The 12,675-nt window shown below is 41.9% G+C and carries 10 protein-coding genes; all 10 read left to right on the forward strand.

Features of this window, described 5'->3' with window-relative positions:
* The first annotated feature begins 33 nt into the window (after positions 1-33).
* The 10 genes from CSX02_RS02220 to CSX02_RS02265 all read left to right on the forward strand — a co-directional run bounded on the left by CSX02_RS02220 (position 34) and on the right by CSX02_RS02265 (position 12,664).
* Entirely contained in the window at positions 34-765 is a 732-nt protein-coding gene (locus CSX02_RS02220) for a YebC/PmpR family DNA-binding transcriptional regulator (RefSeq protein WP_099385468.1), read from the forward strand.
* 3 nt (positions 766-768) lie between these two features.
* Positions 769-2,223: a glycogen synthase GlgA gene (gene glgA / locus CSX02_RS02225; protein WP_031545482.1), complete on the forward strand. Its 1,455-nt coding sequence runs from the start codon at positions 769-771 to the stop codon at positions 2,221-2,223.
* Between the two features lie 149 nt (positions 2,224-2,372).
* Complete coding sequence (locus tag CSX02_RS02230; protein WP_031545479.1) at positions 2,373-4,829, forward strand: FtsK/SpoIIIE family DNA translocase; 2,457 nt, start codon at positions 2,373-2,375, stop codon at positions 4,827-4,829.
* Between the two features lie 49 nt (positions 4,830-4,878).
* Positions 4,879-6,549, forward strand: coding sequence for a formate--tetrahydrofolate ligase (locus CSX02_RS02235; protein WP_099385469.1), 1,671 nt, complete (start codon positions 4,879-4,881; stop codon positions 6,547-6,549).
* A 24-nt stretch (positions 6,550-6,573) separates the two neighbouring features.
* The gene (locus CSX02_RS02240; protein WP_099385470.1) at positions 6,574-7,734 is read left to right on the forward strand and encodes a chitobiase/beta-hexosaminidase C-terminal domain-containing protein; all 1,161 of its coding nucleotides are present in this window, start codon (positions 6,574-6,576) and stop codon (positions 7,732-7,734) included.
* Positions 7,735-7,782: 48 nt separating this feature from the next.
* Entirely contained in the window at positions 7,783-8,259 is a 477-nt protein-coding gene (gene rlmH / locus CSX02_RS02245) for a 23S rRNA (pseudouridine(1915)-N(3))-methyltransferase RlmH (protein WP_031545473.1), read from the forward strand.
* A 27-nt stretch (positions 8,260-8,286) separates the two neighbouring features.
* On the forward strand, positions 8,287-9,279 hold the full coding sequence (locus tag CSX02_RS02250; RefSeq protein ID WP_031545471.1) for a PhoH family protein: 993 nt from the start codon (positions 8,287-8,289) through the stop codon (positions 9,277-9,279).
* The gene (locus CSX02_RS02255; protein ID WP_099385471.1) at positions 9,276-10,490 is read left to right on the forward strand and encodes an HD domain-containing protein; all 1,215 of its coding nucleotides are present in this window, start codon (positions 9,276-9,278) and stop codon (positions 10,488-10,490) included. The genes CSX02_RS02250 and CSX02_RS02255 overlap by 4 nt, the downstream gene beginning before the upstream one ends.
* Positions 10,456-10,953 carry an rRNA maturation RNase YbeY gene (gene ybeY / locus CSX02_RS02260; protein ID WP_099385472.1) on the forward strand — a complete coding sequence of 166 codons (498 nt, stop codon included), beginning with the start codon at positions 10,456-10,458 and terminating at the stop codon, positions 10,951-10,953. Before CSX02_RS02255 ends, ybeY begins: the two co-directional genes overlap by 35 nt.
* A gap of 43 nt (positions 10,954-10,996) precedes the next feature.
* Positions 10,997-12,664: a putative polysaccharide biosynthesis protein gene (locus CSX02_RS02265; RefSeq protein WP_099385473.1), complete on the forward strand. Its 1,668-nt coding sequence runs from the start codon at positions 10,997-10,999 to the stop codon at positions 12,662-12,664.
* The last annotated feature ends 11 nt before the right edge of the window (positions 12,665-12,675 follow it).

Below are 12,675 nucleotides of genomic sequence, written 5' to 3' on the forward strand. Positions count from 1 at the left end.
TAGCTGAAAATATAGAAAGAAGAGGATTTGAACATGTCAGGACATTCAAAATTTGCAAATATTAAACATAAGAAAGAAAAAAATGATGCAGCAAAAGGCAAAATTTTTACCATGATCGGTAGAGAAATTGCCGTTGCTGTGAAAGAAGGCGGTCCGGATCCGGCCAATAACTTTAAGCTTGCGCAGGTAATTGCAAAAGCAAAAGCAAACAACGTACCAAATGATACCATTGAGCGTGGTATCAAAAAAGCATCCGGTGAAGGCGGAGCAGTCAATTATGAGTCTGCAACTTATGAAGGTTATGGTCCAAGCGGCACCGCAATTATTGTGAAGTGCTTGACCGATAATAAGAACCGTACTGCCGCTAATGTGCGTAACTGCTTTACAAAAGGTCACGGAAGCATCGGTACACAGGGCTGTGTATCATTTATGTTTGACGAAAAGGGTCAGATCATTGTTGCAAAGGAAGATTATGAAACCGATGCAGATGAATTTATGATGCTTGCACTTGATGCCGGAGCAGAAGATTTCAGCGAAGAAGATGACAGCTATGAAATCACGACAGATCCGGCTGATTTTGAAACCGTGCGTGAAGCACTTGAAAAAGAGAATATCCCGATGGTATCTGCGGAAGTCACCATGATTCCTCAAAATACAGTAACACTTACCGATGAAACGGATATCAAGAACTTTGAAAGAATTATTGACCTGTTGGATGAGGATGATGATGTACAGGAAGTATATCATAATATGGAAGAGGCATAATCTATGAAAAAAATTCTATTTGCTGCATCAGAATGTGTACCATTTATTAAAACCGGTGGTCTGGCAGATGTGTGTGGCGCACTGCCAAAGGAGTTTGATCCCAACTATTGGGATGTGCGGGTGGTAATTCCGAATTACAGTTGTATTCCGGAAAAATATCGCAGCAAATTTGAATATGTGACGCATTTTTATATGAATGCGGGTAGCAAAATTCAAGATAAGTATGTAGGGGTTTTACAATATCAGATGGATGGGGTAACTTATTATTTCATTGACAATGAAGAATATTTTACTTGCACCACACCATACGGAGATATCCGTTATGATATTGAAAAATTTGTATTTTTTGACAAGGCAGTTCTCTCGATGCTGCCGTTGATCGGCTTTCAGCCTGATATTATTCATTGTCATGACTGGGAAACCGGCCTGATTCCGGTTTATCTGAAGAATGAATTTCAGGGAGATATGTTCTTCTGGGGCATGAAGAGTATTATTACAATTCACAATCTGAAATTCCAGGGTGTGTGGGATGTTGAGACCATGCAGGAGCTGACAGGCTTCCCGAAGGATTTATTTACGCCGGACAAACTTGAATTTAAGAAAGATGCGAATATGCTCAAGGGCGGAATTGTCTATGCCGATTATATCACGACCGTAAGTGACAGCTATGCAAACGAAATTCAGATGCCGTTCTATGGCGAAGGACTCGATGGATTACTGTCGGCAAGACATTTTGACATGCAGGGAATTGTCAACGGAATTGATTATCAGTCTTATGATCCGCAGACGGATGCAAAGATTTTTGTCAATTATAATCATGAATCATTCCGACGCAAAAAAGCGCTCAACAAAGAAAAATTACAGCAGGAGCTTGGCCTTGCGGTAGATAAAAAGAAATATATGATTGGTCTGGTATCCCGCCTGACCGATCAAAAAGGACTGGATCTGGTGAATTGTGTTATGGATGGAATTGTCGATGAATTTACACAATTTGTCGTCATCGGAACAGGAGACAGTCAATATGAGAATATGTTCCGTCATTATGCATGGAAATATCCGGATCGTGTCTCTGCCAACATCTGTTACTCGGATGAACTGGCGCGCAAATTATATGCTGCTGCAGATGCATTCCTGATGCCGTCTTTGTTTGAACCATGCGGTCTAACACAGTTGATTTCATTCCGTTACGGTACTGTGCCGATTGTTCGTGAGACAGGCGGATTGCGCGATACGGTCATTCCATATAATGAATATGAGAATACCGGCGATGGTTTTTCATTCAGCAATTATAATGCGCATGAAATGTTAAATATCATCAATTATTCGAAACATATTTATTATGATAAAAAGCGTGCATGGAATCAGATTATCGATCGCGGCATGCAAAAAGATTTTTCATGGAATGCTTCTAAATTCCGTTATGAAGGATTATATAATTATCTTTTGGGCGAATGTTAATTGCATGAGTGACTCCCCATTCCGTTTGGAATGGGGAGTTGTTTTTTGTGAGAAACAAAATATAGTGGATTTTTGTCAGAATGAATGACAACAATGCCTAAATATGGTATAGTAAATTAGTTAAAGAATGTAATTTCGGAGGATCAATGATGGCAACTTCCCGTAAATCATCAGGGAGAAAAAAATCAACCCGTTCCAAACGGGCGCAAAATATTGAACAGCAGAATAATATCCGGGAAACCGTTTATCTTTTGATTGTTCTTGCAATTGCGATTTTGCTTGCCTTAAGCAATTTTGGTGTTGGAGGAACCATCGGAAACAGCATTTCGGATATTTTATTCGGAATCTTTGGCTTGTTTGCATTCGCTTTTCCAATTGCAATTGTATATCTGACATTATCGATTATAAATGTATTGCGTGGAAAGAGCAGTTTTGCAATTGTGAAACTGATTGCGGCAATCTTTTTTGTGATTTTCCTTTGCATGTTTATGACACTTGCAATTTATGGCGGAGATGTTGTAAAACCTGTTGATGCCTTCAAATACAGCATGAATATGCACAATGGAGGCGGAATCATCGGCGGGGTTGCAGCATATTTGATCAAGCCTGCATTTGGACTGATTGGTGCTTATGTACTTGATGTGATTATTTTGATTATCTGTGTTGTTTTGATCGCAGAGCGCACACCGATTGTATTGATGCGCGAAAAGCAGGAAGAGTTCCGTGAAAATTCGATTGCACGCCGCGAGGAGCGCCGGATTGAGCGGGAAGAAAGACGAAACAGCCGGTTCAGCGGAGTGACAGTAGATACAACTTTAAAAAAGTCACTCAAAAAGCAAAAGAAATCCGATGCGATGCAGGAACTGCTTCCACAGGAAGATGTGCTTGATGTTCCTGAAATTAAAAATGAGCGGAAAACGGCTTTATCCTCCGATGGGGAAGAAAAGCTTGTGACAGAAAAAAGCTTTGCGACGCCTTCCCAGGTGGATGCGCAGGAAGTGGCAAGTGAATTGAACATTTCCGGTGACTTTACAAAGGATGTACAAGAACCGAAGAAAGAAAAAATCAAAATCACGAAGGAAGAGATTACCGAGCAGGTAGAGCAGGTTTCCCGCGTGGTTGCCAATGAAGAACAATATGATTATAACGATTATGAATTTCCACCTAAGGAATTATTAAAACCGGGAAGCGGGCGCAAAGCCGGTAATACCGAGAGTGATTTGCGAAAGACTGCAACGAAATTAGAGCAGACACTTGATATCTTCGGTGTAAAAGCAAAAGTTGAAAACATCAGCTGCGGTCCTGCGGTAACACGCTACGAATTGAAACCGGAACTGGGTGTGAAAGTGTCGAAAATCAAAAATCTTGAGGACGATATCAAATTAAGTCTGGCAGTGACAGATATCCGAATGGAAGCTCCGATTCCCGGAAAAGCAGCAATCGGAATCGAAGTGCCAAACAAAGAAAACGTCATGGTTCCGTTTCGTGAAGTGGTGGATGCGAAAGAATTTGAATCCTCCAAAGCGACTTTGCCTTTTGCGGTTGGAAAAGATATCGCCGGCAAAATCATGGTGACGGATATAGCAAAAATGCCGCATATGCTGATTGCGGGATCCACCGGATCTGGTAAATCCGTATGCATCAATACGATTATCATGAGTATTATCTACAAATGTAATCCGGAAGATGTCAAAATGCTGATGATTGACCCGAAGGTGGTTGAATTGTCAGTATATAACGGAATTCCTCATTTGATTATTCCGGTTGTGACCGATCCGAAGAAGGCGGCCGGAGCACTGCAGTGGGCAGTTGCGGAGATGACGGATCGCTATCAGAAATTTGCGGAAACAGGCTGCCGCGAAATCAAGGGATATAATGCAAACCGTCCGGAAGGCGAAAAGAAGATGCCGCATATTGTTGTTATTGTCGACGAGCTGGCAGATTTGATGATGGTTGCATCCAATGATGTAGAAGAAGCAATCTGCCGTCTGGCACAGCTGGCAAGAGCAGCCGGTATCCATTTGATTATTGCAACGCAGAGACCTTCTGTGGATGTCATTACCGGTTTGATTAAAGCCAATATGCCAAGCCGTGTTGCATTTGCCGTTACCAGCAGCGTAGACTCACGAACCATTCTTGATATGGGAGGTGCCGAGAAATTACTCGGAAAAGGTGACATGCTCTTTTATCCGCAGGGATTACCGAAACCGGTTCGTGTGCAGGGCGCATTTATTTCGGATAAAGAAGTGGAGCAGGTAGTTCAGTTCCTGAAAGATCATAATCAGCATCCGGGATACAATGAAGATGTGCAAAACAAGATGGAGTCGATTACGGCATCATCAAATACTACGACAGTGATTACGGGATCTGAGACTCCGGATGGCGGAGATCCGCTGTTTGTGGATGCGGCTCGCGTGATTGTGGATAAAGAAAAAGCATCCATCGGAATGTTGCAAAGATATTTGAAAGTTGGCTTTAACCGTGCAGCAAGAATCATGGATGAACTGGAAGAAGCCGGTGTGGTTGGACCGGAAATGGGAACCAAGCCACGTACGGTTTTGATGTCCGCGGAACAATTCGAGAATTGGCTTGAAGAAAATGGCTAAACATGATATGTTTTTTGAGAGATTTTGAAGAGAGAGTTGGAGGTATATGATGAAGAGTGATATTGAAATCGCACAGAGCGCGCAGATGTGGAATATCGGTGATGTAGCAAAGACAATCGGAATTGAAAGCGATGATCTTGAATTTTACGGCAAGTACAAAGCAAAGATTTCCGATGAACTGATTGAACGCACCAAAACTCGTCCTGACGGAAAGTTAATTCTGGTAACTGCAATTAATCCGACACCGGCAGGCGAAGGTAAGACAACGACTTCCGTTGGACTGGGACAAGCCTTCGGTAAACTTGGCAAAAAAGCAATCCTTGCTCTTCGTGAGCCTTCTCTGGGACCTTGCTTTGGAATTAAGGGTGGCGCCGCAGGCGGCGGATATGCTCAGGTTGTTCCGATGGAAGATCTGAATCTCCATTTTACAGGAGATTTTCATGCAATCACTTCCGCAAACAATTTGCTTGCTGCACTTCTTGATAATCATATTCAGCAGGGCAATGAACTTGGAATCGACCCGAGACAAATTGTATGGAAGCGCTGCCTGGATATGAATGATCGCGTATTGCGCAATGTGGTTGTCGGTCTTGGAAATAAGATGGACGGAATGGTTCGCGAAGATCATTTTGTCATCACCGTTGCATCCGAAATCATGGCAATTCTTTGTCTTGCGGATGATATGGATGATTTGAAGAAGCGTCTTGGCCGTATTATTGTAGCTTATAATTTTGAGGGCAAACCGGTTACTGCTGCTGATTTACAGGCTGTCGGATCCATGGCTGCACTCTTGAAAGATGCGATGAAACCAAATCTGATTCAGACACTGGAACATACACCTGCATTGGTTCATGGTGGACCATTTGCGAATATTGCACATGGATGCAATAGTGTTCGTGCTACCAAAACAGCATTAAAGCTTGCGGATTATGTCATTACAGAAGCCGGATTCGGTGCGGATCTCGGCGCAGAAAAGTTCCTGGATATCAAATGTCAGATGGCAGGATTGCATCCGGATGCGGTTGTTTTGGTTGCAACTATCAGAGCACTCAAATATAATGGCGGAGTTGCCAAAGATGCGCTTTCTGAAGAAAACCTTGAAGCGCTTCAAAAAGGAATTGTCAATCTTGAGAAGCATATTGAGAATCTGCAAAAGTACGGAGTTCCTGTTGTTGTTACACTGAATTCATTTGTGACCGACAGTGCACAGGAGACCGCTTTTGTTGAGAACTTCTGCAAAGAAAGAGGATGTGAATTTGCCCTTTCCGAAGTGTGGGAAAAGGGTGGCGAAGGTGGAATCGCGCTTGCAAACAAAGTGCTTGAGACGCTCGAGACAAAGCAATCCGATTATCATCCAATTTATGAGAAGCAGATGTCATTAAAAGAAAAGATTGAGACAATTGCACGTGAAATTTATGGTGCAAAAGATGTTTCTTATTCAGCTGCAGCTGAGAAAGAACTGAATCGTATTACAGAATTGGGAATGGGAGATTTCCCTGTCTGCATGGCAAAAACACAGTATTCGCTTTCGGATGATCCGAAGAAGCTCGGACGCCCGACCGGATTTACCCTGAATGTACGCGAGGTATATGTTTCGGCCGGTGCCGGATTTGTAGTGGCAATTAACGGTTCCATTATGACCATGCCGGGGCTTCCGAAGAAACCGGCAGCTCACGGAATTGATGTCAGCAGTGATGGTGTGATTACCGGGTTGTTCTAGAGATAAAAAGGAGTTTGTAATTCTATGAAATGCAGTCATTGTGGCGCTACAATTGAAGAAGGAAAGGTCTATTGTTCCAAATGCGGCAAAGAAATTCAAATGGTACCGGACTATAATGCCTTTGAAGAAGACTTGCTGACGCAAATTTTTGCAGAAGAAAACGCGCAAAAATTATCGGAACAGAATCAATCGGATAAGAAACGCGACCTGCGAAAGCAGGAGCAGATGAAAAAGAAAAAATTATATCTGATTGCGGGAATTTCAATTGCAGTCATTTTGATTTTGATTTGTATTGTCCTGATTGTTGCCGCCAACAGAAACAAAAATGCCAATTCGTATGATTATCAATACAAGAAGGGTGTGCTTGCTGTTGCGGATAAAGACTATAAGAGTGCAATCGAATATCTCGAACGCGCAACGGTTCTTGATGAAGACGATCTGGATTCAAGACTGCTCTTACTGGAATGTTATCAGGCAATCGGAGATGAGAATGCTATCATAGTTTTATGCCATGAAATCATAAATATCGATTCTTCCTGCAAACAGGCATATGAAGCGCTGATTGATATTTATGATAAGAACGGAGATGTGGATTCTATTGTAAAATTGTCGGAATCCGCAAAGGATGACAATATCATGGCTTTGTTTGATGCTTATATTGTTACGAGTCCGTTATTCTCTGTGGAAGCGGGAACTTATGATACCGTTCAGGAACTGCAGCTGACATCATCAAAAGACAATGATATTTTCTACACACTTGACGGCTCGGATCCAAAGAGCGGCGGATATAAGTATTCCGGTTCAATTCTTTTGGAAAACATGGGATCCTATACCATCAAAGCTGTCTGCAAGAATGCAAAAGGACTTTACAGTGAAGTGGTAGAAAAGAATTATATACTGGAATTAAAAGCTCCGGATAAACCGGTTGTGACCTTGTTATATGCTGATGCGGATGGAAATATTACAGAGCAGTCACGCATTGAAATTACTGTTCCGGAAAATTGTTCCGCTTATTATTCATGGGATGAGTCTACACCGGATCCTTCGTCGGCAGACAAATATTATAATCCGATTTCCATTCCGGAAGGCAATAATATTTTGACAGTTATTATTGTCGACGAAAAAACAAAATTGGAAAGTGATATTTATCGCGGCAATTTTGTTTATCAGCAACAGAATGAGTAAAGAAATTAAGCCATGCTATGCATGGCTTAAAATGGTATCTTGTCATATATGAAAATTACATTGATTTGTGTTGGAAAAATTAAAGAAAAATTTTATCGGGATGCAATCGCGGAATATGAGAAACGGCTCAGTCGTTATTGCCAGTTCCGGATTGTTGAGGTGGCGGATGAGAAAACCATCGAATCTCCATCCGATGCAGAAGCAAATATCATTAAGCGCAAGGAAGCGGAGCGCATTCTTGCAAATATCAAAGATGATATGTACCCGATTGCATTGGCCATTCTGGGAAAAGAATACGATTCTGTCAAATTTTCACAACATCTCGAACAGCTGACGTTTCAATCCAGCCATTTATGTTTTGTGATTGGCGGTTCGCTGGGGCTGAGTGAGGATGTGCTGGATAAATGCAAAGAACAGATTTCTTTTTCGAAAATGACATTTCCGCATCAGTTGATGCGTGTCATTTTGACAGAACAGATTTATCGGGCTTTTCGGATTATGAAAAATGAGCCATACCATAAATAGGAGAACAGGGGGAACACAACGAGCAGTATGAATATTCAGGAAGTATATGTAGACATTCCAAGCTCTGCAATGCCGGAGATATTTGGACAGTTTGACATCAATGTCAAAAAAATCGAACGTACCTTACATGTTACGGTTGTGGTACGCGAGGATGTCATTAAGATCATTGGCCTTCCGCAGGATTGTGAAGGCGCAAAAGCGGTTTTCCTGGAATTGTATGAATTACAAAAGCGCGGAAACGGAATTACGGAGCAAAATGTCAATTATGCATTGGCTTTGCAACAGGAAAATCGTGTGAATGCTTTATCACAGATTGATTCTGATGTGATTTGTCATACAATCAACGGCAAACCCGTAAAACCAAAAACCATCGGTCAAAAAGAATATACAGATGCCATTCATAAGCGTATGATTACCTTCGGAATCGGCCCGGCCGGTACCGGAAAAACATATCTGGCGATGGCAATGGCCATCACTGCTTTCAAAAATGAAGAAGTGGGCCGTATTATTCTGACGAGACCGGCAATCGAGGCTGGTGAAAAACTAGGATTTTTGCCGGGCGATTTACAAAGTAAGGTCGATCCGTATCTGCGTCCTCTCTATGATGCACTTTATCAGATTATGGGAGCGGAAAGCTTCCAGCGCAATATGGAAAAAGGTCTGATTGAGGTTGCTCCGCTTGCATATATGCGTGGCCGTACATTGGATAATGCTTTTATTATTCTCGATGAAGCGCAGAATACGACAGGTGCTCAGATGAAAATGTTTTTGACACGAATCGGTTTTGGCTCAAAAGCCGTGATTACCGGTGATGCAACACAAAAAGATCTCGCACCCGGTGTGAAATCGGGACTCGATGTTGCTTTGCGTGTTCTGAAGAATATCGATGATATCGGAATTTGCAATCTGACCAGCAAAGATGTGGTTCGCCATCCGCTTGTACAAAAAATTGTGCAGGCATATGATGATTATGAGAAAAAGAACGCGCCGAAGAACAGCAGACAGGGGAATAAAAAATGACAGAAAACGAAACCCAAAGCCATTACAGGGTGATTTCATTCCTGATTATTATTTTAAGTATGGTGGCATTGACCTCTCTTTTGAGCTTTGTTGAAAAGCTGGGGTTGGATTTATGGATTTGCAATTATGTAATTGATTTATTGTTTTTTCTTGCCATTGTATTTGAAATGGAATTTGAAAGAAAAAGAGCAAAGATTGCTCAAAATATTGAAACCACGTTTTTGCGGATCGCAACAGGATTTGGTATTTGCAGCATTTTCGCTGCCGCAATGTTTTTCCTTCCGCATTTTGTCAGACCGGTTTTGCTTTTTCCGATTATCATGTATGGCGTCTGCAATACGGTAATCAGTATATCCACCAGCATGTATTTTATTTATATGCTGTGTCTTTTGTCTTCAAGCAATATTTACGAGTTTGGCTTGTATGTTCTCCTTGTGGTTGTAGGACTGGCATGGGTCAGAGCCTTGGAAGAAACACAATATCACCTGGAAGTCTGCATTTTGCTTTCGCTGATTGGATTGCTTCTTCCGGTATTATTCTGTTATTTCGATTCCCATACGCTGGAGTTGCAAAGGCTGTTATACAGTGCAATTAATTCCGTTTTGGTATTTGTATTGAGCTTTTTCCTGTTCCGCAGGTTGCGAAACGGAACAATTGAGGAAGTACAAAATCGTCTGACAGATATTTTGGCGGACAGCTACAGTGAAGTGATTGAATTGCGCTTGTATTCCAAGTCGGAATATCTGCATGCCATTATGGTTTCGAAGATTTGTTTTGAGTGTGCAAAGAAGCTTGGATTAAAAGCGGATTTGTGTGCCGCTGCCGGATTCTATTATCGAATCGGCAAATGGAAAGGGGAGCCGCATGTTGAAAACGGAGTTTTTTATGCAAAAAAATTATGCTTCCCGACAGAACTGATTCAGATTATTGCTGAATATTACGGGGAAAAAGAACCGATTTCGACCAAAGAGGCCGCATTGGTGCATATTGTTGATGCGACAGTCAAAAAATTGCAGGTTTTACAATCACAGGCCGCAGCTTCCGGCTGGAATAAGGAACTGTTGATTTATCAGACATTAAATGATTTTTCACAATCAGGTATTTACGATCGGTCCGGATTGTCAATGAATCAGTTTTTACAAATTCGAGAAATGCTGGTAAAGGAGGAAAAAATCAATGAGCTTTTATCTGGAGACGGAGTGTCCGATTGATTTTTCGTTTGATTATCAAGAAATCGCACAAAAAGTGATTACCTACTGTCTTAAACGGGAAAAATTCCCTTATGAGGCAGAAGTGAATCTGACATTGACGGACAATGAAGGAATATGGCAAATCAATAAAGCATATCGTGATATTGACCGCCCGACGGATGTCCTTTCTTTTCCGATGCTGTCATATGATACGCCCGGTGATTTTTCTTTTCTTGAAGAGGAGAGCGATGATAATTTTAACCCGGATACAGGGGAGGCAATTCTGGGGGATATTATTATCTCTGTTGAAAAAGTAAAGGAACAGGCGTTGGAATATGGTCATTCTGAATTGCGGGAGTATGCTTTTTTAATTACGCACAGCATGTTGCATCTGTTTGGATATGATCATATGGAGAAGGAAGAAGCTGATATAATGGAGAATCTTCAAAAACAGATTCTTGAGGAGTTGCAGATTTTACGCTAAAAATAAAAGGTCGTTCGAATAGAACAGATAGGATTTTAGGGAAATGTCAAAATCAAAATCAAATGGAACAAATTTTTTGGTCCAGGGCTCTATTTTAGCCATGGCCTCGATTATCAGCCGAATGATTGGTCTGATTTATCGAATTCCGATGACAAATATCATCGGGGATATCGGAAATGGCTATTACGGAACCGCATTTGAAGTTTATAATGTGATGTTAATCATCTCGTCTTACAGTCTGCCGCTTGCGGTTTCCAAACTGGTTTCTGCAAGAAGAGCTTTGGGACAAAAGCGAAATATTTACCAGTTATTGAAGGGGGCTTTGCTCTTCGCAACAATAGCTGGTCTTTTGGTGTCTCTGATATTATTTTTCGGGGCCTCATTTTTTGCAGGCGTTTTGCAGACACCGGAGGCAAAATATGCACTTCGCGTGCTGGCGCCAACCTTGTTGATTGTGGCAATATTAGGCGCTTTGAGAGGATTCTTTCAGGGACTTGGCACCATGATGCCGAGTGCTGTTTCTCAAATTATCGAGCAGGTGGTCAATGCAATTGTAAGTGTGTGGGCTGCATATGTATTATTCCATTACGGCAAGAAAGTCGGCGCGGTATTGGGAGATCCGGATAATTATGCTGCGGCATACGGCGCAGCAGGCGGAACTCTTGGTACCAATATCGGTGCGCTTTTTGGCTTATTATTTGTATTATTTATTTTTGTAATTTATATGACAATCTTTAAACGCCAGATGAAGCGCGAACGCAATCGCGATGTAGAGCCGTTTGCTTACACGATGAAGATTTTGATTGTCACGATTATTCCGGTTTTGCTCAGTACAACCGTTTATAATATCAGTGGTATTGTAGAGCAGTATTTATTTAAGAATATTTCCGCGCTGCAGGGTTACGGTTCGGCGGAAATCAATGTATATTGGGGCGTATTTACCGGTAAATACAAATTGCTGACCAATGTGCCGATTTCAATTGCATCTGCGATGGCAGCTTCATCCGTTCCGACTTTGACGGCATCATTCAGCAATCATGATATGGATGCGGTGCGCAACAAACTGCATGCGGCTACGCGTCTGGTTATGGTAATTGCTTTCCCTTGTACCGTAGGACTTGGTGTACTCGGCAAACCGATCATCCGATTGCTGTTTCCGGGTACGATATCCACATTGGACCTGGCGGGAAATATGATGTATCTGGGCGCGATTGCCGTGATTTTTTATTCCCTTTCCACATTGTCAAACGGTCTGTTACAGGGAATTAATCGACTGAAGATACCGGTGACCAATGCGCTGATTTCACTTGTCAGCCATGCGGTTTTGCTTGTGATACTGATGCTGGTATTCCATTTGAATATTCAAGCGGTCGTAATTTCCAATGCATTTTTTGCATTGATGATGTGCGTCTTGAATCAAATGGCTCTGGCCAAATACAGTGGATATCGAATTGAATGGAAAAAGAGCTTTATTCTGCCATGTTTCGCCTCTTTGATTATGGGTGTGGCGGTTTTTGCTGCTTATCATGGTGCTTATGCGCTGATTCATATGAATTCTGTGTCCACTTTATTTGCAATTTTGATTGCGGTTGTCACTTATTTTGTGAGTCTGCTGTTGCTCAAAGGGGTTGATGAACAGGATATGCTCAGTTTCCCGAAGGGCGCAATGCTGGTCAGAATTGCAAAGAAATTGCATTTATTGCATGAATAAGGATGGAATGA

The sequence above is a fragment of the Agathobacter ruminis genome, assembly GCF_002735305.1.
GTDB classification, from domain to species: Bacteria; Bacillota; Clostridia; order Lachnospirales; family Lachnospiraceae; genus Roseburia; species Roseburia ruminis.

Bases quoted from the DNA above. Each gene is read 5' to 3' on its own strand.
- CSX02_RS02255 (WP_099385471.1), top strand. From the start codon at position 9,276: ATGACAGAAAACGAAACCCAAAGCCATTACAGGGTGATTTCATTCCTG.
- CSX02_RS02235 (WP_099385469.1), top strand. From the start codon at position 4,879: ATGAAGAGTGATATTGAAATCGCACAGAGCGCGCAGATGTGGAATATC.
- ybeY (WP_099385472.1), top strand. From the start codon at position 10,456: ATGAGCTTTTATCTGGAGACGGAGTGTCCGATTGATTTTTCGTTTGAT.
- CSX02_RS02220 (WP_099385468.1), top strand. From the start codon at position 34: ATGTCAGGACATTCAAAATTTGCAAATATTAAACATAAGAAAGAAAAA.
- CSX02_RS02250 (WP_031545471.1), top strand. From the start codon at position 8,287: ATGAATATTCAGGAAGTATATGTAGACATTCCAAGCTCTGCAATGCCG.
- CSX02_RS02265 (WP_099385473.1), top strand. From the start codon at position 10,997: ATGTCAAAATCAAAATCAAATGGAACAAATTTTTTGGTCCAGGGCTCT.
- CSX02_RS02230 (WP_031545479.1), top strand. From the start codon at position 2,373: ATGGCAACTTCCCGTAAATCATCAGGGAGAAAAAAATCAACCCGTTCC.
- rlmH (WP_031545473.1), top strand. From the start codon at position 7,783: ATGAAAATTACATTGATTTGTGTTGGAAAAATTAAAGAAAAATTTTAT.
- CSX02_RS02240 (WP_099385470.1), top strand. From the start codon at position 6,574: ATGAAATGCAGTCATTGTGGCGCTACAATTGAAGAAGGAAAGGTCTAT.
- glgA (WP_031545482.1), top strand. From the start codon at position 769: ATGAAAAAAATTCTATTTGCTGCATCAGAATGTGTACCATTTATTAAA.